The sequence below is a fragment of the Clostridium sp. MCC328 genome (assembly GCF_018785465.1).
Classification (GTDB): Bacteria; Bacillota; Clostridia; order Lachnospirales; family Lachnospiraceae; genus Pilosibacter; species Pilosibacter fragilis.
This window is the reverse complement of the sequence record NZ_WQPW01000029.1, coordinates 18,267-42,766: the sequence shown is the minus strand read 5'-3', so window position 1 is coordinate 42,766 and position 24,500 is coordinate 18,267. Positions and strand designations below refer to the sequence as shown.

The 24,500-nt window shown below is 49.1% G+C and carries 20 protein-coding genes and 5 tRNA genes; 5 read left to right on the top strand and 20 right to left on the bottom strand.

Annotated elements, in window-relative coordinates; genetic code table 11:
- The first annotated feature begins 171 nt into the window (after nt 1-171).
- On the top strand, nt 172-945 hold the full coding sequence (locus tag GPK83_RS05785; RefSeq protein ID WP_215704249.1) for an ABC transporter permease subunit: 774 nt from the start codon (nt 172-174) through the stop codon (nt 943-945).
- Nucleotides 929-1,612 (top strand): ATP-binding cassette domain-containing protein, encoded by a 684-nt coding sequence (locus tag GPK83_RS05780; protein ID WP_015552355.1) that lies wholly within the window; start codon nt 929-931, stop codon nt 1,610-1,612. The genes GPK83_RS05785 and GPK83_RS05780 overlap by 17 nt, the downstream gene beginning before the upstream one ends.
- A gap of 58 nt (nt 1,613-1,670) precedes the next feature.
- Here GPK83_RS05780 and GPK83_RS05775 read toward each other — a convergent pair whose 3' ends face one another.
- Entirely contained in the window at nt 1,671-3,035 is a 1,365-nt protein-coding gene (locus tag GPK83_RS05775) for an MATE family efflux transporter (RefSeq protein WP_252196244.1), read from the bottom strand.
- A gap of 198 nt (nt 3,036-3,233) precedes the next feature.
- On the bottom strand, nt 3,234-3,479 hold the full coding sequence (locus GPK83_RS05770; RefSeq protein WP_215704248.1) for a DUF6718 family protein: 246 nt from the start codon (nt 3,477-3,479) through the stop codon (nt 3,234-3,236).
- 275 nt (nt 3,480-3,754) lie between these two features.
- On the opposite strand from GPK83_RS05770, the gene GPK83_RS05765 reads away from it, so the two are divergent.
- Nucleotides 3,755-3,826 (top strand) — tRNA-Gly (locus tag GPK83_RS05765).
- Nucleotides 3,827-3,919: 93 nt separating this feature from the next.
- Here the strand turns inward: GPK83_RS05765 and GPK83_RS05760 are convergent.
- Nucleotides 3,920-4,237 (bottom strand): tyrosine-type recombinase/integrase, encoded by a 318-nt coding sequence (locus GPK83_RS05760; protein ID WP_252196243.1) that lies wholly within the window; start codon nt 4,235-4,237, stop codon nt 3,920-3,922.
- Nucleotides 4,238-4,241: 4 nt separating this feature from the next.
- Here GPK83_RS05760 and GPK83_RS05755 point away from each other — a divergent pair, with 4 nt between their 5' ends.
- The gene (locus tag GPK83_RS05755; protein ID WP_215704287.1) at nt 4,242-4,670 is read left to right on the top strand and encodes a hypothetical protein; all 429 of its coding nucleotides are present in this window, start codon (nt 4,242-4,244) and stop codon (nt 4,668-4,670) included.
- 66 nt (nt 4,671-4,736) lie between these two features.
- Here GPK83_RS05755 and GPK83_RS05750 read toward each other — a convergent pair whose 3' ends face one another.
- Nucleotides 4,737-4,973, bottom strand: coding sequence for a helix-turn-helix transcriptional regulator (locus GPK83_RS05750; protein ID WP_215704246.1), 237 nt, complete (start codon nt 4,971-4,973; stop codon nt 4,737-4,739).
- 121 nt (nt 4,974-5,094) lie between these two features.
- On the opposite strand from GPK83_RS05750, the gene GPK83_RS05745 reads away from it, so the two are divergent.
- Nucleotides 5,095-6,603 carry a hypothetical protein gene (locus GPK83_RS05745; protein WP_215704245.1) on the top strand — a complete coding sequence of 503 codons (1,509 nt, stop codon included), beginning with the start codon at nt 5,095-5,097 and terminating at the stop codon, nt 6,601-6,603.
- 402 nt (nt 6,604-7,005) lie between these two features.
- Here GPK83_RS05745 and GPK83_RS05740 read toward each other — a convergent pair whose 3' ends face one another.
- The 16 genes from GPK83_RS05740 to yabQ form a co-directional block, all read right to left on the bottom strand.
- Entirely contained in the window at nt 7,006-8,796 is a 1,791-nt protein-coding gene (locus GPK83_RS05740) for a VanW family protein (RefSeq protein ID WP_215704244.1), read from the bottom strand.
- Between the two features lie 198 nt (nt 8,797-8,994).
- Nucleotides 8,995-9,558 carry a manganese efflux pump MntP family protein gene (locus GPK83_RS05735; RefSeq protein WP_117552374.1) on the bottom strand — a complete coding sequence of 188 codons (564 nt, stop codon included), beginning with the start codon at nt 9,556-9,558 and terminating at the stop codon, nt 8,995-8,997.
- Nucleotides 9,559-9,891: 333 nt separating this feature from the next.
- Nucleotides 9,892-9,971, bottom strand: a tRNA-Leu gene (locus GPK83_RS05730).
- Nucleotides 9,972-10,206: 235 nt separating this feature from the next.
- Entirely contained in the window at nt 10,207-11,319 is a 1,113-nt protein-coding gene (locus GPK83_RS05725) for a transglutaminase domain-containing protein (RefSeq protein ID WP_215704243.1), read from the bottom strand.
- Nucleotides 11,320-11,520: 201 nt separating this feature from the next.
- Nucleotides 11,521-12,759, bottom strand: a complete 1,239-nt coding sequence (locus tag GPK83_RS05720) for an ATP-binding protein (protein ID WP_215704242.1) — start codon at nt 12,757-12,759, stop codon at nt 11,521-11,523.
- A 163-nt stretch (nt 12,760-12,922) separates the two neighbouring features.
- The gene (locus tag GPK83_RS05715) at nt 12,923-14,695 is read right to left on the bottom strand and encodes a bifunctional homocysteine S-methyltransferase/methylenetetrahydrofolate reductase (RefSeq protein ID WP_215704241.1); all 1,773 of its coding nucleotides are present in this window, start codon (nt 14,693-14,695) and stop codon (nt 12,923-12,925) included.
- Between the two features lie 113 nt (nt 14,696-14,808).
- Nucleotides 14,809-14,879 (bottom strand) — tRNA-Gly (locus GPK83_RS05710).
- Nucleotides 14,880-15,038: 159 nt separating this feature from the next.
- Nucleotides 15,039-15,111: transfer RNA gene (locus GPK83_RS05705), tRNA-Phe, on the bottom strand.
- A gap of 224 nt (nt 15,112-15,335) precedes the next feature.
- Nucleotides 15,336-15,417: transfer RNA gene (locus tag GPK83_RS05700), tRNA-Tyr, on the bottom strand.
- Between the two features lie 46 nt (nt 15,418-15,463).
- On the bottom strand, nt 15,464-17,545 hold the full coding sequence (locus tag GPK83_RS05695; protein ID WP_215704240.1) for a glycoside hydrolase family 13 protein: 2,082 nt from the start codon (nt 17,543-17,545) through the stop codon (nt 15,464-15,466).
- Nucleotides 17,546-18,131: 586 nt separating this feature from the next.
- Nucleotides 18,132-19,976, bottom strand: a complete 1,845-nt coding sequence (ftsH, locus tag GPK83_RS05690) for an ATP-dependent zinc metalloprotease FtsH (RefSeq protein ID WP_215704239.1) — start codon at nt 19,974-19,976, stop codon at nt 18,132-18,134.
- A gap of 14 nt (nt 19,977-19,990) precedes the next feature.
- A complete protein-coding gene (gene hpt / locus GPK83_RS05685) occupies nt 19,991-20,518 on the bottom strand; it encodes a hypoxanthine phosphoribosyltransferase (protein ID WP_015552347.1) in 528 nt (175 codons plus the stop codon).
- Complete coding sequence (gene tilS, locus GPK83_RS05680; RefSeq protein WP_215704238.1) at nt 20,511-22,049, bottom strand: tRNA lysidine(34) synthetase TilS; 1,539 nt, start codon at nt 22,047-22,049, stop codon at nt 20,511-20,513. The genes hpt and tilS overlap by 8 nt, the downstream gene beginning before the upstream one ends.
- Nucleotides 22,050-22,179: 130 nt before the next feature.
- The gene (locus GPK83_RS05675; RefSeq protein ID WP_117483466.1) at nt 22,180-23,604 is read right to left on the bottom strand and encodes a SpoIIE family protein phosphatase; all 1,425 of its coding nucleotides are present in this window, start codon (nt 23,602-23,604) and stop codon (nt 22,180-22,182) included.
- Between the two features lie 161 nt (nt 23,605-23,765).
- A complete protein-coding gene (locus tag GPK83_RS05670) occupies nt 23,766-24,095 on the bottom strand; it encodes a septum formation initiator family protein (protein ID WP_015552345.1) in 330 nt (109 codons plus the stop codon).
- Nucleotides 24,096-24,148: 53 nt separating this feature from the next.
- A complete protein-coding gene (gene yabQ, locus GPK83_RS05665) occupies nt 24,149-24,475 on the bottom strand; it encodes a spore cortex biosynthesis protein YabQ (protein WP_242990631.1) in 327 nt (108 codons plus the stop codon).
- Nucleotides 24,476-24,500 lie beyond the last annotated feature (25 nt).

Sequence of the window (24,500 nt, the reverse complement as noted above, 5' to 3'; positions counted from 1 at the left end):
GCTGGAAGGCAAAAATCCCATCAGCGAAGCTGATCTGGAATGGATTTTTGCACGTAACTATGAAGGCACTGAATAGTTACTATAATTTTATTATTACGATTACATGCAGAAATTCAACCGCTGGAAAACAGCATTGATTTTTATTACACTTTATGAAAGGAGACAGCCGCCATGGATCATCGTTTTTCCGGATTTCTCCGCAGGCTCTCGATCATCCTGTTCTGGATCGTCCTCTGGCAGACCGCAGCCTCCCTGATCCGGAATCATATTTTCCTTGTGGGACCTGTCGATACGCTGCGGGCGCTCTGTGAGCAGATCGTTCTCCCAGACTTCTGGTCCGCCATCGCGTTTTCTTTCTGGCGGATCAGCATCGGATTCTTTCTGGCATTTTTTCTTGGACTTTTCACCGGATCTCTGGCATACCGTTTTCCCATCGTGGACGAATTTTTAGAGCCGCCGGTGCAGCTCATGAAGACGGTTCCCGTCGCGTCCTTCGTGATCCTGGCACTGATCTGGACCGGCTCTAAAAACCTCTCCGTCTTTATCTCGTTCCTCGTGGTCTATCCCATGATCCATGTGAACACGAAAGCCGGGCTGATATCTGCGGACCGGGAGCTTTTAGAGATGGCGGAAGTCTTCCACGTCCCGTTTATCCGCCGGGCGTTCTATATCTACCGCACAGCACTCTACCCGTACTTAAAAAGCGCCTGCCGCACTGCCCTCGGCATGGGATTTAAGTCAGGGATCGCTGCCGAAGTCATCGGTGTGCCGGACGGTTCCATCGGCGAGGGGCTGTATCTCGCGAAGATCTATCTGAGCACCGCGGAGCTCTTCGCGTGGACGGTCGTCATCATTCTTGTGAGCAGTCTGTTCGAAAAGGGATTCCTGTGGATTCTGAAAAAATGTGCCGGAAAGGGGGCCGATGTGAATGAGTCCGATAAATAAAAAAAATGACACTGCCCTCACACTCCGCTCTGTCACCAAATCCTACGACGGGCAGCCGGTTCTCTCCGATCTCTCCCTGGAATTTTCCTCCGGAACTTTCTACTGTCTGATGGCACCATCCGGAAACGGAAAGACTACAATGTTCCGTCTGATCCTCGGACTTGAAAAGCCGGATTCCGGTGTGATCCTGTTCGGTACATCAGCAGGGGATACCGGCAATAACGATATAAAAGCATCTTCCGGCACGGTATCAAAATCTGATCCTTGCAGGATCCGGGGAATGCGTCCCCTGATCTCCGCAGTTTTTCAGGAAAACCGTCTTCTGGAAGGCTATACCGCCATTGAAAACCTCCGCTTCGCTCTTGGAAAGCGATATTCCAGCGAAGCTCTGACCGCATACCTGCTCCGTCTTCTCCCGGAAGACGCCCTGAATAAGCCTGTCTGTGAATTTTCCGGCGGCATGAAGAGGCGTGTCGCGATCCTGCGCGCGATCCTCGCACCGACCGATATCATTCTCATGGATGAGCCGTTTACCGGCCTTGACGCGGATACAAAGCAGCTCACGATCGATCTGGTCAAAGAACTCTGCGCCGGAAAGCTCCTGATCATCGCTACCCATGCGGAGGACGACGCAGAGCTTCTGGGGGCGAAGATCATTCACTTATAAGTCAGGAAAACGCATTTTATTATTTACGCACTGTGCAGACAGTAACAGATTTTTCTCTCTATCTTGCCGCAAGCAGCTTATCTATCTTTCTCATATGGAAGAAATAGACCACGAACATTGAACATCCCGTAAACAGCCAGGACGCCACATACACATTCATCAACATATCATAAGTCGTGAACATGCGGAATATCGTTGTGATCCAGATCAGACGGAATACGACCGTACCGAGAATCGTGATGATGGATGGCTCCAGAGACTTTCCAGTTCCTCGCAGGCAGGAACTGGCAACCTCATATGTCGCAGTTAAACCTTCCAAGGCACACACACGATCCATTCGTATGATCCCGTATGCCGCCACCGCAGCGCTCGTCGTATAGATGCTGACGAAAAAATCTTCCCACACGATAAAGATCACGCTGAGGATCTCCGTAAATCCGAATCCAAAGAGCAGGCAGAGCCAGAAGATCTTTCTGCATCTCTTCATGTTGCCCGCACCAAAATTCTGACTTGTAAATGTAACCGCCGCCTGGGCAAATGCACCTGCAATATCATATGTAAAATACTCAAAATTCAGCGCCAGGGATGAACCCGCGATGGCCGCCTCACCGAACATGTTGATCCCACTCTGGATAAACACGTTGGAAACAGAAAAGATCGCACCCTGAATTCCTGCCGGGATACCGATCGCCAGCACCTTTTTCAGCTCATTTGTATCGATCCGCATCCTGTCAAACCAGAAGCTGAACTCATCATTCCTGCGGTACAGATGGGAGATAATGAGGAATGTGCTGACCACGTTGGAGATCACCGTGGCGATGGCAACGCCCGCAACTCCCAGATGGAATCCGATCACAAGGAGCAGGTTTAAAATTACATTCAGCACGCCGGACACGATAAGGTAGTACATCGGTCTCCTCGTATCACCGTAGCTTCTGACAATGGCAGCACCAAAGTTGTACGCGACCATAAACGGAATTCCCACAAAATAGATCCTGATATATAAGAGTGCCTGATCCAGCACTGTCTCCGGCGTTCCGGATGCCACAAGGACCATTCTTGCCACCAGCATTCCGATCACGAGAAGCGCAATTCCGAGAACCGCACCGAAGGTCAGGATCGTGTGGACCATGCTGTTGATCTTACCGCGGTTCTTCTGACCAATAAGGTTCGCCAGAGCTGCATTCGGTCCCACAGAAAGTCCGACGATCAGGTTCACGAAAATTCCAACCAGTGCCACACAGCTTCCCACTGCCGCCAGCGCCTGCTCCCCCGCGAATCTTCCCACAACGGCAACGTCCGCCGAATTAAATAGCTGCTGCAAAATACTGCTGAACGCTAACGGTATCGAAAACAGGATCAGTTTTCCTGCCAGTCCTCCGTTTAACATATCCATTTCCTTTGATCTTACTGATGTTTCCAATGGCTTTCTCCTCTTTAACATATCTGTATTCTATTATCTTCAGATCTTCTTCTACGTCATAGCACAATAAATACTATCTTTACCTCTTCCGCTACCTTATTTGGCCTCTGGCTATCAATATTTCTCCAGTCAAGCCCAAGTGAATGCTTAACGTCTAAAATCCCGCATGACACTTGTTTTCATGTCATACGGGATATTTTAAGCTGCACGATTTAAAGCGCTGACTTGATCAATAAATTCCTTCATATCCTCCACATAACGATATGGTGCATACTCTGAATAAATATCAGGATCATCCAATATTACAATCTGGACTCCATCCGCTCTTAATGCCTCCAGCGTTCCCGGAAGACATCTGGCCTCATTTATTGTTTTGCAGCGATACGCTATACAACCCTGGCGGTCAAATACTTTTGCAACAATATATATTTTTCTATCACCCATATAGTTCCTCCTCTGCTTATTTTTAGTATCCATAGTATAGCATACTCCAATTTTAATGTCATGGTATTTTGCTAAAATACCTTTTCTCTTTTATCTGATTCCATCAGTGATTCATACCCCATGGCTGCAGACAAAAAGCAAAGATCTTCGCCGGATCATTGTACTATTTTCATTTTTACTGCTGCTCAAAATCATGTAAAATATTATACTTTCATCATTGACAGGTAAAAAAACTATGGGTATAATAAAAATGTCTTTTAAATCAATTTGATTTTGCACGAGTGGCTCAGTGGTGGAGTATCGCCTTGCCAAGGCGAGGGTCGCGGGTTCGAATCCCGTCTCGTGCTTTATAGTTAAGTGTGCCGGAGCCTTTATTTACAAGGTTTTTCGGTCTTTTTTGTTCTATCCTGACTCATTCCAATGGGGTAGAGTGGGATAGACTAATTCACTAATGCATATTCCATATCTGCTTCTTTCTGTGCATCATCATTTCGGTTAAAACAATAATTATGCAAGGTGGTTCGTTCATCTTGATGACCGACTTGTTTTCTAACCTCATTGATATTGATTCCAGCATCTAACAAAGTTGAAATAAAGGATTTGCGGATCTTATGGGTGCTTTTCGGATTGATGTTGATGTGTTCACAGTATTTTCTGATCCTTGTATCTACTGCTCTGGGTGTGATACGTTTCCCTTTATCAACAAATAAGAAATCATGATCCCGATAGTGGTTGTTTTCGTTGCTATCCAGAATCAATTTTATGATCCGTCTGAAGTGCGATATTCGTAACACATTATCTGCAAGAGACCCAAAGCGACAGGAAGATCGAGTGATTAAAAGCTTATGCGAATATTTCAACATAAATAGGTTGGATGTACATATTACTCTGGAGAATCATATCGCGAATTATGATTTCGAACAGAAAAAGTTTAAAAGAGGTAGAAAAAGTCAGAAAGACATTGAATATTTTTTGACGGAGTACGATAAATCATGGAATACTGAAACGATTAATAGGTATCTTGACGAATGGATTGAAAAAGAAGAGAACGAATTTGGAAGGGATGATTCAGTAGATCAATTTATAGAGGAATTAGAGACTGAAGATAGCATTGAGGAATTTTATGCCAATTTTTTTATAGATCCAAAAGGTTCATTGGAGCGATTGGCACGTGCATTAAATAAAAATTAGGAGAGTCTGAAATTATTGAACATAGAGAAGGTACACTGATAATTGTGTACCTTCTCTGTTTGCTTATTATTCAAAAAACTTTTCAATCGGCACTTGAAGTATCTCTGATAATCCATAAAGTTCAATATCTGTAATTGTTCGTGAACCGTCCTCGATTCTGGAAATAGACCCCCTACATATATATACAGCCAGTGTTTCAAGCTTATCGGATAATTGTTGCTGGCTCAGTTTTCGCATTTTTCGGTAGTATTTAATCTTTTCACCAGTGATGTTCATGGATGTTCCTTCAATGATACGCGGCATTATTTTCAATCTCCTTTTATATCTTTTTGTCTTGTAATAGGACAAAAACAATGCTATACTGATTTATGGAAAAAATTGTCCTATAACAGGACAAACACTAAAAATAATGAGGAGGACTACAATGAGCAGTAAAAAGCTGGCGAAAAAAGTGCTGATTACAACGTTATCAGCAAGTATGGTGTTACCTTTTGGAAGTGCTGTATATGCAAATACACAGGCATTACCAAACGGAACGATTGTTACCGAAAATGGTGTAGGATATTTGAAGGATTCCAATGGTGAAAAATATTCCGGATGGTTTTTCGACTCTAATGATGAATGGTACTATTTCAATGAGACTAACAAGGCCATGAAAAAGGGATGGCATCATGATGATAAGGATGGCTATTGGTATTATCTGAATTCGTCAAATGGTAAAATGGCCACAGGATGGCAGAAAATTGATGGAAAAGAATATTTCTTCCAGCCTGTAAGAGATATGGGGAACTACCATTTTAATAATGAACAAGAAAAATGGCTGTATTCCATGAATAGCAAAGTTCCATACGGAGCAATGTATGTGAGCACAACTACACCGGATGGCTTCAAGGTAGATGGTAGTGGGGCCAAGGTTGCCGAAGAAACAGCCGCACAGTCTGGAAATACTAATGCTTCATCCGGTACACAGACAACAAAAAATGGCTGGGTATCTGAAAACGGAAGCTGGCACTATTATGAGAATGGTGCTATGGCTAAAGATAAATGGCTGAATGTGTCTGGAAAATGGTACTATGTTGTATCAGATGGTTCTATGGTTACCGGTACATGGAAAGATATTAGCGGTAAGTCCTATTATTTCGGTTCAGATGGAGCAATGTATGTAAGCACCACTACACCGGATGGTTCCAAAGTAGATAGCAACGGAGCAAAAGTAACCGGGCAGACAACAACACAGACAGGAAATGGCGGTACTTCATTTAGTACGCAGACAGTGAAGAATGGCTGGGTATCTGAAAACGGAAGCTGGCATTATTATGAAAATGGAACGCTGGCAAAAAATAAATGGCTGAATGTATCTGGAAAATGGTACTACGTTGTATCAGATGGTTCTATGATTTCGAATACATGGAAAGAAATCGGCGGAAAATCCTATTATTTTGGCGCTGATGGAGCAATGTATGTGAATACAACAACACCGGATGGAAAAAAGGTCAATCAACTAGGCGTTGTTATAGAAGAGGAGGTAAAACCAACAAAAATAAACTACGCTAACACCCTTGAAGGGACATTTATTCCAACAGCAGAATATGAATCATATAAGTGGTGGACAGAAAATGGAGATACCGTTATAAATGATGAAAGAATAAAGTATTATGGATATAATGATTATGATAGAATGGCATTTGCAGTTACTTATTATCCAGAGTTGGAAGATTTATATTGGACTGAAACATCTATAAGTAACAATGAATTTTCGACAACTGCGGAACAAGGTTTTATGGGAAAATTTCTTATTAGTGGTAGCATAATATGGAAAGGAAATGACATCGCCACTTTAGTTTATGACAGAAATAGTGGAAGTGGTGAGTTAAAGGTTTTAGATAACAATACTATTCAAATAAATGGGGATAAACTTATTAGAGTAAAATAGTAATCAAGGCTAGATTAGAGGGTACTGCTTCTAATCTAGCCCTTTTCAATAATGGGGAATTTATCGACCACTATAACAAGCAGTAAAGGGGTAAAATGTATCTGCTCTGCAGACCCCTTGACAGCTTTCCACTCTGATTTCTAAGTTGTAGACAGCCTGTAGACACACGTTAGACAGTGTGCATTCCTCCTTGATTTTAGTAGCTTTCCCGACATTGGGAGAGTTCGAATCCCGTCTCGCGCTTTCAATGATACAAAAAAGGAGGTATCCGCTGGATATCTCCTTTTTTTGTATGTTCAAGCCCTGCCGGGCTCGAACGGTTCGATTGTCTACGCTCCGCTTCGGACGTCGCAGGCGAACGTCCATCGGACGTTCTGCGACGTCTCGTTCTCTCACACTGAATTAGTTTCCCGGAAATCCCGCAATATTTCCAATGGCTTCCGCCGGTGCAGCTGCGGATGTTTCATCACCCGGGCCGTTTGGTGCGGCTGCCGTCGTTGCTTCTGTCTCCGGTGCAGCCGTCGTCGCTGCCTCAGTTGCTGCCGCTGTCGTCGATGCAGTCGTTGTCTCACTGTGTGTGCCCTTTGTCTCAGAGCCACCGGTGGACGCCGCTGTCGTCGATGTGCCGGAAGAACCGGCGGCTGTTGTCGCGGCGGCGGAACTCTCCGGTGCGACGCTCTCACCTGGAACGTACCCGTCCGGCATTCCGTCTACAGCTGCTGCCGACGTGGACTCAACGGCTGTCGTCTCATCCGGTGAAACCTTCACGGTTCCTGTATTTCTGCGGATCACAGCTGCATGTCCCTTGTAAGTCTTCGCGTGATCTTCTGTCTTCTCGATAACGGTTCCGTTCTTTGAAACGATCTTATAGGTAACCCAGCGGCTGCCGTTCGTCGCTGCCTTCTGTGTCACCTCGGTGCCCGGATCCAGCGTCGGGTCTTCCACATAGGTCGGCTCCGGCGGCGGAAGCTCATCCGTCTTCTCAGACTCCAGACTCCAGGTGATTCCATCTTCCAGAACCGGTACTCCGTAGAAGGAGACCGTCATCTTCCGGTTGCTGTAGTTCGCGCGGATACCGATCGCCGCCTTTGATGTATTGATAAACCTGAAATCCGGAATATCCCAGCTGATCGCCGCATCCTGTCCCGGAGTTACGTAGTTCGGCTCAAAGGTATGGGATCTTCTGTATGTGATCTGCATTCCGGACTGGAACGCGACCCGGTACATCGTTGAAGATACCTGGCAGACTCCGCCTCCCGGTTCCTGAACGACCTCGCCTCCACTGTAGGCAGCCGCTTCCTGATATCCCTTTTCCGCCGTGCGCTGTCCTACAACCTTATTAAAGGAAAATTCCTCACCCGGCCGCACGATGGTTCCGTTGATAGCTCTGGCCGCAAGCTTTACGTTTGTATTTCTCTTCTCGTTGGCGGTCGTCTCCGTCGTAAACGTAGAAAGAGTCTTATACTGCTCCTTCGCGTTCGCTGCGGAAAGCTCCGGCTGGCTCTCATTGACCTCAGCCTGTATCACGGCGTCATAGTTTCCGCTTGTCGCAGCCTCCACGAGGTCCTTTATAAGCTTCTCCTGGTTCACCGCCTTGCCCGGAGCTCCGTCCGCAAACAGGAACTTATCCGTCGCAGCGTCATACTCGGAGATCGAGCCGTTCTTTGCCTTCACATCCCACTTCGCCGCCGCGTCCGCCGCTGCCTCTGCCGCAGCGGACTGCAGATCCTCAGAGTCTTCAACCGCGAAGGTATACTCTCCCTCTGCCTTTCCCGTGCAGATCCCATCTAAAAACGCGTCAAGATCGGAGTCGATCAGGTTCTCCGCGTCGATGCTCTCCCCGTTGTAGGTGATCGTCACCTTCCACGGATATTCTTTTTCAATTGCGGCCTTCGCCTCACTTCGCGTCATTCCCTTTAAGGAAATTCCATTTACGCTGATATCGGATGCCTGGAATGTGGATTCCTCTATGGCTCCCGCCTCTGTCTCTTTTCCATGGCTCTTTCCGCCGGAAAAGATCCGGATCACGCCCGCGATCAGCACGATGCAGATCACCGCACTGCCGATCATGATCCGCCGTCTTATAATGCGCTTTCTCTTCCTGCGCTGCGCCCGGATCCATGCCGGGGAATGCTGGCGGTAATCATCCCGATATTCTCTCTGTCTGTTTGTGTTTGTATTTCTCTTTTCCATATTTTTTCAACTTTCTGGAAAATTAGAATCGTTTTCCATGCTTATGTCAACATAGTTACAGGGTCCGCATCAAATGATGCCGAACCCTGATGTATACAATGCTCACCGTACACTGCTGTACGCTTCTCGGATACTCACTCATTATATCGGTCTGTCAAACCATTGTCAAGAATCCCGGAGGTCTATTTGTATCTCATATTATCCGAGGAATCCCAGATGCTCCAGCAGGATCTTGATCCCCATGAGTATCAGGATCACTCCGCCGGCCAACTCCGCCCTCGACTTATATTTCATCCCAAATACATTACCGGCCTTTACCCCGATTGCTGACAGGACAAACGTCGTACAACCGATAAAGGTCACCGCCCAGACGATATTTACATGGAGAAACGCAAAGGTGACTCCCACCGCGAGGGCGTCAATACTCGTCGCAACCGCCAGCGCCAGCATGGTCTTCACATCAAAGCTCGCGCTGACCTCTTCCTCTTCGTCCTCTCTGGATTCTTTGATCATGCTTGATCCAATGATCCCGAGAAGCACAAAGGCGATCCAGTGGTCGATCTGGGTGATCATGGATTCAAACTGGCTTCCCAGAAGATAGCCAAGTGCCGGCATCAGCGCCTGAAATCCGCCAAAATATGCGCCGCAGAGCAGCGCATGCTTCGGTTCCATTTTCGTCACCGACAAGCCCTTACAGACAGACACAGCGAAAGCGTCCATCGACAGCCCCACAGCAAGGATAAAAAGCTCTAAAAGTCCCATAAGTCATGTTCCTCCTAAAAATTGCTTATTTTTTCTGATAAAAAGGAATCCGCTTTCCTGTGCAATCCTTCCGCCTCGCACATTGCGCATCTCAGGCATGCAGTGCCTTTTTGTTTAACAGAACGTTCCATCGGGATTTCCTCTTAAACAAAAAAGAGACTCTCTCTGTCATTTTCGACAGATAAGTCTCATCATTTCAAGTAAAGCCAGGAACATTTCCAGTATGTTGACCCTACTGCGCTTTCCGGCGCCGACTACTCCCTTATTCTGGTAAGTCCGTAACTGTATTGTATCGTCACAGTTACATGAGTATCTTTTTGTTCTACAGAAGAGTGCGGATGAAGGGATTTGAACCCCCACGGTTGCCCGCCAGCTCCTAAGGCTGGTGCGTCTGCCAGTTCCGCCACATCCGCGCATTCTCCGATAGACTCTCATTATAGCGTGTTTGAAAAGAATTGTCAATTACACAATTGCGGATATGGCATTTAATCGTGCACTGGCATTTACAATTTCAGATTGCCGGATTTTGCCGGTACATTGTGTTCTGCACCGGCAAAATCCGCAATTCCTGCTGCCCTGCGTTCCAGATCAGGAACCTCCGCAGTTTATTACTTTATACAATTAAGTCAGGAATCTTTCTTGATTTTGTTAATATCTCTTCTTCATATATTTGGAAACTGCTGATCTTCCATACTTTGTCGCCTTGCATGCCGGTTCCTTCGCAGTCCATCTGTGATCTTTCGCCATTTTTGAGTCTGTGATATTGATATACTCATTGCGGAGATTTCCGTATCCATATCCATTCTCCGGATCTCCATTCATGATCGGATCTTCCCATGTCACATCCACATGGTACCATTCCCCGTCAAGTTTGATCTTGTTCCATGCATGGCCGCCCCAGCCGCCGACGCCGTTTCCTTCTCCGCTTACTTCCATCGTCTCAAGTCCGCAGGCATCCGCGAGAAGCGTAAACGTATCTGTATAACCGGCGCATACCGCTGTGCCGTATAAAAGCGCTCCTGTCGTTTCATAGGAAGTTCCCGGAACCGTTTCTTCCAGGAAATTGTCGTAATCGTATGTGATATTCTGAACCATGTACTGGATGATCTCCATCTCCTTTTCAAAGTCCGTCATATCATCGGCGATATAATTATTGACAAAGTCCTTCGCGACTTTCTGGACCTCCGTCAGGTTCTCATTGTCCCACCATGCCGGTCTCTTTGATTTCTTTGAGGTATCGGAAGACTGGTTCTGGGAAGTGTTTGTATTGGTGTTGAAATTCACCGTATTTCCGGATCCCGGGATCCCCTTTCCTGCCTGATAAACAGCATTTCCGGATCCATCAACCCAGGCGCCGTCACTTCCGACGCGGCTGCCATCCGAAAGCGTGTTCGAGATCGCCATCGCTCCGCCGGCTGCCGGATCCAGATAGTAACATTTTCCGTCGATCCACTGCCATCCGGTCAGCATCGCTCCGCTGGATCCGCTTCTCGTATCAAAAAAATACCACTTTCCGTCCTTCTGGAGCCATCCCGTCTGCATGCAACCCAGACGGTTTCCTGCCTCCGGCCACAGATAGTACCATTTTCCCCCGTTATTTTTGTCCTGATACCAGCCGGTCTGCATATAGCCGTCCGCAGTTTTACATACCCAGCCATTTTCCTGATGAATCCAGTTATCCGCAAATGCCGGAAATGCTGCTGCCGCTGCGATCAGACCTGCCCCCACAAGTGTCCTGAAATAAAATTTCCTCTTTTTCATACGTCTCTCCTTTTTCACCGTCTTTAGTATATTTTCATCATAACTATACGGTATAAGGATGTCAATGTCAATGTCAATTTCTATTACATTCCATCATTCCATTTCGACATATGGAATTAAAAATCAATACGAATCCTGCACTCATTGCTGTCATTTTCCAAAAAAGCCGGCATCTGACGAATCAGATTACCGGCTTTCTTCTTATTGTTTATCGTAGTCATCCAGGAAATTGTAACTCCAGTCTCCCTTGTGATATCCGATGACCGTCTTCAGATTGATGTTGTGAACACTGTTGAAGATGTTCATGTCGATGGTGTCGCAGCGCTTCCTGAGCTCCGCGATCAGCTCCTTCATCTCGTCGCGCTTCGATCCCTTTTCGCCGCCGCAGGTCGCGCAGCGCTCAGTGAAGCGGCAGGCACATTGGATAAAGTGAAGGTGGTTGTAATCTCTCCATGCCTTGATATCCGCCTCGCGGACCATATACATCGGGCGGATCAGCTCCATGCCCTCGAAGTTCTTGCTGTGGAGCTTCGGCATCATCGTCTCGACTTTTCCGCTGTACAGCATGCCCATGAGCGTCGTCTCGATCACGTCATCGAAATGATGCCCCAATGCGATCTTATTGCAGCCAAGCTCCTTCGCGTGGGAGTAAAGGTAACCGCGGCGCATTCTCGCACAGAGATAGCACGGACTCTTATCCACGTCAGCGACAATGTTGAAGATATCGCTCTCAAACACGTTGATCGGGATGCCGAGAAGCTTCGCGTTGTTTAAGATGATATTCCAGTTGTCCTCGTTGTAGCCCGGATTCATCACAAGGAACACAAGATCGAATTTTACCTTGCCGTGAAGCTGCAGCTCCTGTAAAAGCTTCGCCATCAGCATCGAGTCTTTTCCGCCGGAAATGCAGACCGCGATCTTATCGCCTTCCTTAATTAATTCGTAGTCATGGACTCCCTTTGTGAAGCGTCTCCAGATGGACTTGCGGTATTTCGTGATGATGCTGCGCTCGATGGCTTTCGTCCGCTCTGTGACCTCTTCCTCGTTCATGACCATCATGGATAAGGACAGGCGCAGGAAGGAACGGTATCCGCCCTCCACGCTTCCGGCGTCAAAGCCCGCATCGCTCAAAAGCTCCGCAACGTAAAGGCTCTTATTTCCGGTATGACAGAGTACCCATACCGGCTTGTCCTTCGGGATCGCCGCGAGAAGCTTTCCCACATTCACGCCCTCTTCCCAGGCTTTTCCCTCACCGATGGTACCGGATTCCAGGTCCGCCTCTTCCGGATTCTCCAGATATTCCACCAGCTTGTCCTCCGGGATATTTAAGGCGGCGTCCATGGACCCCTTTTTGTATTCCTCCGCCGGACGGATGTCAATGATCGTCCGGTCAAAGGTTCTTCCATTGATCAGCTCAGCAGCTGTAATCGTTTTTATCATTCTTTTTCTGTTCTCCGTTTACGGCCGTCTCCGGGTGCCGGGGTGCCGTCACTGTTTCTATAAGAAGAAAATCCCTGTATTTTCAAGGGGTTTCCGATTTTATACAACGGTTGACATGATAACACAAGGAAAAAAAGCTGTCAATCTGTATCTTTGCAGTTCTCTATTTTTCCATAATGTCCTGTAACATGTATACACGGTTGAAGGGGAATGAGAAATAATATCCGTCCGCGAAGTCTTCCACCATCTTCATAACTTCCTTCGCGAGCTGGATTCCCGCTGCCTCGCCTTCCTTGCGGTTCGCTTTCTCCGGATATCTCGCCACGATCTCGTCCGTCACGTTGACACCCGCGATCTCGTTCTTCATGAACATGGCGTTCTTTCTGCTGATCAGCGGCATGATCCCGCAGAGGATCTTCGCGCCCGTCTCCTCCTTGATCCGGCGCAGTCTCGCCGCGTCCTCCTCCGTGAATACCGGCTGGGTCAGGAAGAACTCCGCGCCCTCTTCTATCTTTTTCTTCACACGTCCGATCTCCACATCCAGGTTCTTTCTTCCCTGGTTGATGGCGCCGCCGTAGCACAGCGGGTTCTTCGCGAAGACATCCTCGTTCATCTCCTTTGCGATCTTCATGAGACCAGTGGAGTCGGAGTTGAACACCGCCTTTACGGTCTGTCTCGCTGTGGACGGGATCGGATCTCCTGTAATAATTAAGAAGTTATGGATGTCATTGATGGCCGCTCCCAAAAACAGGGATCGCATAGCGATGGCATTCCGGTCACGGCAGCAGATATGCGGCATCACAGAAAGGCCTGTGGCCTGGCGGACCTTGCTCGCCATGAGGACGGAATCGACTCTTGTCCGTCCAGACGGGGAATCCGGGAATGTGAGGACATCCACGCCCGCATTCTTTAAAAGATGGGCAGATTCTAAAAGCTTCTCATCATCCGCGTCAAAGGGCGGAGCCAACTCCACCGCGATGAGCTTTTTCTGCTTTCTCTCTCCGTTTTCATCGTAGAGGAATCCATGTCTCTGGACATGTCCCGTCTGCTCCCCATTATCCGTCTCTGTATCCAGGACAATCTTGTTTAAGATTCCGTCCCATGAAGACATTTCTCCGATAAATTCCGGGGTCGTTCCACAGCAGCCGCCAAGAATATCTGCGCCGAGCGCCTGAAGTTCCTTCATCTTCTCCGCAAAGTATGCCGGTGTGTTGCCAAACTGAAGCTTATTTCTTGTCAATGTCGGATATCCCGCATTCGGGATCGCAAGCAGGAACTTATCCCCAGGACGTCCTGCCTTTTCCAGGATCTGGCGCATATGGGCCGGACCTACGCCGCAGTTTAAGCCCACCGCATCGATCTCCGGAACAGCCGCCGCATCCGCTAACAGGCGCTTCGCGCTGAGTCCCGCCGCGCTGTAGCCGAACTGGTTTACAGAGAAGGAGACCATGATAAACATCTCATATTCCGCGCAGATCTTTTTGATCGCCGGGAGAATTCCGTCGAGGTCCGCGAATGTCTCAAAATCCAGAACTGTGACACCGCGCTCCGCAAAGGTCTTCGCAATCTGATAATACTCGTCCGCCGCTGCCGCCGCGTCCTCCGCTCCATTCACCGGAATCGGGCCGATATCTCCCGCAATCCAGGCATCTCTCCCGTTTACCGCGTCTCTCGCGATCTCAACCGCCGCCTGAATGTTTTTCTCAACTTCCGCAAAGTTCTCCTGCAGTGTTTCTGTGTTTGACGCAAAAGTATTTGTCCTGATAAATTTCGCTCCGGCATCCAGGTATTCTTCGTGGATCTTCTTTACCTTCTCCGGCGCAGTAATATTTGTCAGCTCCGGGATATCCTGGGTCTGGTATTTTGCGGCAAAATAGGTTCCGAAGGCGCCGTCGGTGATGAGGTTGGTGGTTTTCAGATATTCGCGTAAATTCATGTTCGTCCTCCTGTGGGGTATCAGCTTTTATGGGGTAGTCTGACATTCTGACACAATTATTATATAGAAAAACCGGACCTCTGAGATTCAGAGATCCGGCAATTCATAAGAAGAGCGGGTGATGGGAATCGAACCCACGTATCCAGCTTGGAAGGCTGGTGTTCTACCATTGAACTACACCCGCGTATAAGTAATGAGAGGCAACTGATGACATCGAAAGTTTTCGTTGGGAGCTTGCTCACATAAGAAAAAATTTCTATGTCAGCAGTTATCGCCGTTGCAAACGGCGATTATGGAGCGAAGCTCCATAATACCTCGGAGTCATCCTCACCAGTACCTCTAATGCCCAAAGCTGGAATCGAACCAGCGACACGAGGATTTTCAGTCCTCTGCTCTACCAACTGAGCTATCTGGGCGCATAAATTTGGAAGCACAGAGGAAAAGTAAAAATTTAGAAAAAAAATTTCGTTGGGAGCCTGCTCACATAAGAAATTTTCTTTCTAAATTTTTGCGTTGATTTGTATTTACAAATCAACGTACATCTCGGGGACGCAGTTCCCGAGATGGGCTTTCCGCAGCTCGCCAAGAACTGCTCATTCCAATCTGGGGCTTTTCATTCCCTAACTTCCTGGATCAATAATGGGCGGAGGTGGATTCGAACCACCGAAGCAAGTTGCAGCAGATTTACAGTCTGTCCCCTTTGGCCACTCGGGAATCCGCCCATATCATTCTGACAAGTCAAAATGATACCATACATTAATTCAAAAATCAAGCAATTTTTTCATCATCCTGCCCAGAACTCCGCGCGATAAAGATCATCGCCCCATTTCCCGGAAGCTCCACTTCCATCACACCATCCACCACCGGGTATTTCAGGCTTCCCACATTGTAGCGCTTCGCGTCCGTGAGCATCACACGGACCATGACATCTGCGGTCACCTCCGCTTCCCATACCGGGATCCGGACTCTCTGTGCATAGTCCTCGCTGTTCACCACGACGACTCCCTGCTCGTCTGCGTCGAACCTTCCGTAGGAGATCATGCCATTCTCCGCCAACAGCGGCTTAAACGCACCCCGCCTGAACACAGAAGTCCTGTTCCGGATCCCCGTCAGATACCGGTGGAATTCCGTGAGCTCCAGATCTTCCTTTCCCCACGGGAACGTTCTCCGGTTGTCCGGATCTGTCCAGCCGCAGACACCGGCCTCATCCCCGTAATAGATCGTCGGAGCCCCCGGCCATGTCATCTGGATCAGGGCGCCGGAGCGGAATGTTCCGTAATTGATGCCTTTTTCCGCGTTCTCAGCGTCCTCCGGCTTATAAAGCCGTCCCACCACGCGGTTCGTTCTCGTAAGGAATCTCGAGTGATCGTGGTTCGAAAGCTCATTCATCGCCGCGTATAGCGATCCCGTCTGCATCCGGCTCATATTGGAAAGCATGGAGCACATAAACGCCTGGCTGTTGTGGAGCAGGTGCTCATCCTTCCGCTCGCTGTGCTTCTCAAGGCCTGTGAGGAACCAGGAGATCGGCTCCATGAACGCATCGTAATTCATCACCGTGTCCCACTGATCCCCGGAAAGCCAGTCTGAAGCATCCCCATAATGTTCCGCCAGGATCAGCGCGTCCGGGTTCGCCTCCTTCACCGTCTTCCGGAAATCTCTCCAGAACCGGTGGTTCATCTCCGGAGAATGCCCGAGATCCGCCGCCACGTCAAGTCTCCAGCCATCGATGGAATACGGCGGGGAGAGCCAGCGTCTCGCGATATCAAGCACATACTGATACAGCTTCTCCGATCCCTCATAGTTCAGCTTCGGCAGTGTGTTATGTCCCCACCAGCCTTCGTAGGAATCATTGTCCGGCCATCCGTCCTGATCTCCGAACAGGAAGAAATCCCGGTACGGACTGTCCGCTGTCAGGTAAGCCCCCGGCTCATACCCGCCGTCCTTCTCATAGATCTTCTCCCGGTCCATCCATTTATTGAAGGAACCGCAGTGGTTGAACACGCCGTCCAGGATAATCCGCATCCCCCTCTTATGGACCTCCTGCACAAATCGGGCAAAAAACTCATCGCTGGCCTCCAGATTTTCCCGGTCAGAGGTGCGCACGGAATACCGCTTCGCATTCCCGTTGTCTGACGCGTCTCCCGTCACAAGCCCGCCCTCATCCTTTACGATCACGCCGTAATGCGGATCGATATGCTCGTAATCCTGACAGTCGTACTTATGGTTCGACGGAGACACGAACACCGGACTCAGGTAGAGGACCTCCACCTTCAGACTCTGAAGATAGTCTAACTTATCCCAGATCCCCTGAATATCACCGCCGTAAAACCGGTCCACATCGAGAACCGAAAGCCGCTCATCCCATTTTTCCACCTTCGTCACCGGGAATCCGATGTAGACATACTCGTCCCCCAGAACATCGTTCGTCGGATCTCCGTTGTTAAACCGGTCCACGAAGATCTGGTACATCAGGGCACCCTTCGCCCATTCCGGTACATGGAATCCCGGAGTGATCACGAAAGGCGCATCCATGCCGCCGGCCTCCAGAACGCCGAGACGATTGTAATGGCAGACCTCGCTCCCCTTTACCGCCTCAAAATCATATCGCAGCGGGGTCTCTCCCACTAAAATCTCTGTCTCATAGAAATCAAATCTTCCGATGGATTCCTTTTTCTTAAGCTCCAGCCGCCTGCCCTCTTCCCGGCTTACGGCATCCCGGACCACCGCATACACATGATCCACATCCCCGGCTCCGGTCCGGAACCTGATCGTTACTTTATCCCCGCACTCCGGTTCTTCCGGAATGCGGTACTCTTTTGTCCCATCACTGAAAAGTGCCGCCTTCAACATATTTTGAATGGCCTCCCTTACTGATCTGAAACGGCTGCCCGGTCAGCACGCAGCCGTATGACTGATATCTGTTTTCATTTACTTCACTCACAAGTGTTATTATACAGGATTGCACACCTGTTTGCACGTTTTTTTCTGAAAATAGATAGACCCGAAAATAGAAAGACCTGAAACCAGCCGCTCTGAACTGCGGCAAAAATTCCAGGTCTTTTGTCTAAAAATGGGCAGAAAGAAAGCCAGCGGGGGGAACCACTGGCCTTCTTCCGGAAAAGGTATTATGTCTCTTATGGGGTATAGCAAAAACTATATAATGTATTGGGGGGTTACGTGTAGTAATATAGCATAGGAATCCGGATAAGTGTGCACAAACATTTAAAAACATGAAAATATTTTTTGTTCATTTTGCCATTGGTCCATTTTTCTTTATGCATTTTTATCATTTCAAGCAAAAAATCGACGTTTGGCTGTATTTCTTTTGCACAAACGTCGATTTGCTTAAGTTTTTAAAGTTTTACTCAAAATGACCCGTCAAAGCATTTCTAAGTCTTTCTTTTTCTGCTGCCCAGGGAACCACCGACGCAGAAATTTATTCTGTTGCTGCAGACTTTTCCTCAGCACCTGTAAATAAACGGTCAAACTCCGCCTGACCGATCTTCTCTTTCTCGATCAGCAGCGCAGAACACTTATGGAGAATATCCTCATGCTCCAGAATGATCTGTTTCGCCTTCGCATAGCACTCGTCGATGATCCGCTTTACCTCACTGTCGATATCGGAGGCAACACGCTCGCCGTAGGATCTCGTATGCGCAAGATCTCTTCCGATGAACACCTCGTCATCATCACTGCCGTAATTGATCATTCCGAGCTTCTCAGACATACCGTACTGGGTCACCATCGCCCGGGCGATCGCAGATGCCTGCTTGATGTCCTGGGACGCGCCTGTGGTCACATCACCGAAGATGATCTCCTCAGCGATCCGTCCACCGAGAGAAACCATGATGGTCTCTAACATCTTACTCTTCGTGTTGAACATCTCGTCCTTCTCCGGAAGCGGCATCGTGTATCCGGCCGCGCCCATGCCGGTCGGGATGATGGAGATCGTGTGGACCGGACCAACATCCGGGAGTTCATGGAACAGGATCGCGTGGCCTGTCTCATGGTAAGCCGTGATCTTCTTCTCTTTCTCGGAGATCACCTTGCTCTTCTTCTCCGCACCGATTCCGACCTTCACGAATGCCTGATCGATATCAGCCTGGAGAATATAGCGGCGGGACTGCTTTGCAGCGAGAATTGCCGCCTCATTTAAGAGGTTTTCCAGATCCGCACCGGTAAATCCGGCTGTGGTCTGTGCCACTCTTGCTAAATCTACATCGTCGCCCAGTGGCTTTTCCTTGGAGTGGACCTTTAAGATCTCCTCACGTCCGCGGATATCCGGTTTTCCGACTCCGACCTTCCGGTCAAAACGGCCCGGTCTCAAGATCGCCGGATCCAGAATATCTACACGGTTTGTTGCCGCCATAACGATAATTCCTTCATTGACGCCGAAACCATCCATCTCAACGAGGAGCTGGTTTAAGGTCTGCTCGCGCTCGTCATGTCCGCCGCCCATACCGGTACCGCGGCGTCTCGCAACGGCATCGATCTCGTCGATAAAGACGATGCACGGCGCGTTCTTCTTCGCGTCCTCGAAAAGGTCACGGACACGGGATGCGCCGACACCGACGAACATCTCTACGAAGTCCGATCCGGAGATGGAGAAGAACGGGACACCGGCCTCACCGGCAACCGCCTTCGCGAGAAGTGTCTTACCGGTTCCCGGAGGGCCCACAAGGATCACTCCCTTCGGGATCCTCGCGCCCACATCCGTATATTTCTTCGGATTCTTTAAGAAATCAACGATCTCTTCGAGCTCTTCCTTCTCCTCCTCAAGTCCTGCGACATTTGAGAAGTTCACGGAATTTGTCCGGCTCATCTTCGCGCGGCTCTTTCCAAAATTCATCATCTTGGAGTTTCCGCCGCCGCCACCGCCGAGTCTCGCGTTCATGAACATAAACATGAACATGATGACCACAGCGCTCAATGCTACCGGGATGATAACGGACATCAGGTAATTCTCCTGTGGAACATTCTCGACAATATAGTCGATAGAGTTTTCCTGGAGAAGTTTTTCTGCTTCTTTTACATCGGACACTGCGACAACTGCCCGGTCTCCGCTTTTCAGCAATATATCCAGGATTCCGGTCGGCGGCTGCTGGTTCTGATTGATGTCTACGGATTCGATGGTCTTATTCTCCACGGCCACCATGAATTCCTGGTGGGTCATCTCCTGGCTGAATAAGCTCCCCTGGCTCGTCAGGCTTGACGCGAATGTGATAAGCGCGATCACAAGCAGGACGAGACCGATTCCGCGGAACTGCTGGTTCTGTTTCAACTTGGGGTGCCTCCTTACTGCTGCTCCACAACGCCGATGAACGGAAGGTTGCGGTATTTCTGGTCATAATCGAGGCCATAGCCTACAACGAACTCATCCGGGATCGTAAAGCAGGTGTAATCAACTTTTACCTGTTTCTTTACGCGGCGCTCCGGCTTGTCAAGCAGAGTGCATAAGTGGATGGAGTTCGGATTTCTCTTGTGTAAAATATCGATAAGGTACGCAAGTGTGCGTCCGGAATCGATAATATCCTCCACGATCAGGACATTCTTTCCCTCAAGCGGCTGGTCCAGATCTTTGATGATCTTTACAACGCCGGAGGACTCTGTGCCGCTGCCGTAGCTGGACACGGACATAAAGTCCAGTGTAACCGGGACAGTCAGGCGCTTTGCAAGCTCACAGGTAAAGAATACACCGCCCTTTAAGATACAGATCAGATGAACCGCTTTTCCCTCATAGTCCTTGTTGATCTGCTCCGCGATCTCTTTGATCCGCCTGTCAACTTCTTCTTCATTTAATAATACACGAATTTTATCAGCCATGGTCTTCTCCTTTGCAATTCCAGATGCCTGCCTGTCTGCCGCCTTCCGGCTCTCCCCCACCAGGCAGGATCACCTCCGCCTCCAGGATGTGCTCAGTCTCATCTGTTATTTTATAATAATCACTGATTCGGTATCCGACTACCCATAATACATGGTCTCCATCTGCAAGGACCGGGATCCGGTCCCGCTCGTTTTCCGGGATCTTTTCATCGATCATATACCTGCGGAGCTTCTTTTTTCCACCCCCGGAAAGTGTGAGATAATCCCCATTTTTCCTGTATCTTATGGATAATCCAACGTTTATTTTATCATAGTCAAACCATTTCGTATACTGGTTTTTCGGAATTTCCGGCTCTTTTTTCCGGTGGACGGCATGGAGGCGGATGTGTGTTCCGCCCAGGTCCAGAATCTCATCCATATCTGTTTCCAGGTTGATTTTATTTTCAAAAACTGGTTTTCTCTCCTGCTTCTGATCTGACTCAGACATCTGTACGATCCCTAATGTCTCATATCCACGCACCGCTTTGAGACCATATGGCAGGTCTACAGTATGCCCACCACCCGGACCGGAGAGATCCATTACGGAGCGGATATGGCGTTCCGTGATATCTTTCGCTTTCCCTGCGGCGTTTAGGATCATGCGGCGGACGATGTAGGTTTTCAGGATCTCGGGCTGTGGATCGAAAATGTCTGTGTTTATTTTTGTACACATTTTCATCTCATTTTCTGCCACTTTCGAGCTCTGACCTGTCCCAGACTCTCTTCCATCTGCTTCCCCCGCATTTTTGGAATTCGGCTGTTTCCCCTCTTCTCTTCTTTTTGAACAGCTTTCTTCCAGAATTCTCTCTGCTTCCATCTCAAAATATGCGTCTGCCTGCGCCGCAAACTCCGACACCGCCAGAATATGTTCTGCTACCCGGCTGTTTATATTCTCTGTCACCCAGGGCAGAAGTTCGTTTCGGATCTTGTTCCGAGTGTAGTCATTTTCCTTATTTGTGGAGTCTTCGCACCAGGAAAGCTCCTGCTCATTCAAGTATCCCTCAATTTCTTTCCGTGAAACACATAATAACGGCCGGATAATATTCTCCCGCACCGGCCGGATCCCGGAAAGTCCGGTAAGTCCGCTTCCCCGGAACAGATTCAAAAGCACCGTCTCCGCATCATCATCTTCATGATGTGCGACAGCGATCTTCGCGCATTGATACTTTTCCGCAGTCTCTCCCAAATGATGATATCTCAGGATCCGCCCTGCCTCTTCGCCCGATAAACCACGTTCCGCTGCATATTCTTCCACTTTCTCATGCGCCACGGTGAGCGGAATATTTAACCGCTCACAGAGTTCCATCACAAACTGCTCATCCCGGTCAGCCTCCGCTCCGCGGATCCCATGGTTCATATGAAATGCAAAGACTTTAATTCCAAGCTCCGCCGCCATCTCATGCAAAAGCAAAAGCAGGCAGACCGAGTCCGCGCCTCCAGATACTGCCGCCAGGACGCTGTCTCCCCGGTCTGTCATATGATTTTTCTTCATAAAGCTAAGAACTTTCTGCCGAAATCTGCCCGCTTTTACATCTGTTTTCACTGCTATTTTTCCTGCCATTTTCTTCTCCGCTGTTTTTCCTGTAGTGATATCTAAAATCTTTGTGCGTTTGTGATTACCTTTACCCGTATATTCCGCCCACCAGCACCGTCATATCATCCCGCGGCTCTCCCTCAAACGACAATGCAAACGTCAAGATCATCTCCGCCGTCTCCTGCACCCCCGCGTCGGGCAGACCATCCAGAAATTCCCGGAACGCTTTCTCCTTCTCCACTCCTGGCATAGCATCCAGGACTCCGTCACTGACCATAATGATCTTATCTCCGTCCCACAGCTTCCTCGATATCATCACCGGTTCCACGGGATTCAGCACTCCCGCCGGGACTGTTTCTGACTCCAGGACCTCCGCCTCGCCGCCGCCCCGCCGGTCCGGCAGTAAAAACGATGCCGCCGCCCCGAGCTTCATCATCTCCAGCACCCCCGTATAGAGGTTCACAAGTCCCAGATCCATCGTCGCCGGCCGGTCACCCATGCCATTCAGCAGGAGCACCGTGTTGATGAGCTTTAACGTAGACCGCGCCGAAAATCCCGTATCCAGAAGCTGCTCCGCCAGCTCCATGACCTGCTCGCTGTCAGCCCCAGCCGCCGGTCCACTCCCCATTCCGTCGGAGAGACTCAACGCCACCTGCCCCGGCAGCGTGTTCCGGAACATATAATTATCACCGGAGACTTCTTCCCCCTCTTTCGGGGTCTTCGCGCATCCAAACAGGATCCGGTAGCTTCCCTTTTCGATGAGACGCACCATGGACGATTTTCTCGTGACCAGCGTCTTCCCATTCCTCGCCGGGATAAATTCCGCCCCCACAGCCTGTCCAAACAGCGCCGCCATGTCCTTCACGGTCACACACCGTCCGTTTCCTGTCCGTGCCGTGAGGAATGCCTCCCGGCGTCCATCCCCATATTTCAAAACGAGCATGTCCTCCAGGGCGATCCGCCGTTTCCGAAATGCCGCCCGCACCGCCGGAACCAGCGCCTCCGTCACATCCGCCGCCTGCTCCATCTGCCCGGAGAACTCCCCCAGGATCCCCGCCATCTCCTCAAACTGCAGCATGACCGCGTCCCTGCTCTCCAGAAACCGGTTCTTCCAGGCGAGATTCATCGTGGACCGCCCAAGACTTCTATTTAATTCCCGCAGATAATCCGTTTTCTTCCGGCACCGGTCCAGGAACTCCCTGGGCATGTCCGGATATTCCAGAGCGCCCTTTTTCTCGAAAGAGCGAAGCAGATAATAGAGGAAATAGTTCTCCCCGTCCTGATCCTCCAGGCATTCCTGTTTCATGCCACAGCGGTCGCAGCTCCCGCAGACCATGGACGCCGCCGATTCCAGTGCCGCGATCCCGTCCTCCCTGGAAAGTCCGGGATCTTCGCCGGAATTTTTCATAACCTTCGCAAGCTGTCCTAATGACTCAGATATCTCCGCAAGCCGCCCCGCCGCATAGCCCCCGGTCCCGGACAGCTTTCTATGTACCTCACGATTTCCAAACACAAAAATCCCTCCTAACCTGCGTACCCTGTCACAAAGACCGTTCCGATCTCCATGACCAGCTTTAACGGCGCAGAATACGCCATTTTATTATATGCAGGCAGGCGGGAAATATTTGTCGGATTCCCGTATTTAATTTTTAAAAGTTAGCGACATGATTCGCCCTAGCTTGATTCATCGGCCTTAAACAGAATTTCATCCTTATTTACAAGCCCCAGTTTCTCTTTCGCGACCTTCTCAATATACTGCTTCGTCTGAACATACACGCGGTACTCCTCGAGTTCCGCGGCTCTCGCCTCTTCCTTCGCGAGGGACTTCTCAAGCGCCTGTTCCCGCGCCTGATATTCCAGATCGCGTTCTCTCAGGGAAGCGCCGCCGATATGGACTACCACAGCAAGACTCGCTACGACCACCGTGATTCCAATTAACGCCATCCGGTTGCTCAGACTGTTTTTCGATTTTCTTTTATTTCGTCTGTTCCGGTTTTCTCCCATGATTTCTCGCTTCCTTCTGGATTTTCCCTCCCGTTCTAACCAACAAAACTATTCTATCTTTTAATCTTATACCATTTTTTCAGCTTTTTCAATAGCTGAAACACATTCCGGCTAATGATTTTATCATAAAAAATCATGCCGAAAAACACACACGCAATGATGTACGCCCGAACAATACCGCTGTTCTCGTAAAACAGCAGAAGAAACGTCATGACAGCCGCATAGATCCAGTAAAAAAAATCCTCGATCCCCGTCCACAGCCGCCCATGGGGAACAAAAAAGCGGAATAGCCGCAAAAAGTCATAACTCGCCATCAAAATAAAGCCGAGCACCGTACTCATGCCAACCAGGCGGACTTCCAGAGTAAGATAGGGACTCACAAGGCACCTCCGAGTTTAAATTTCC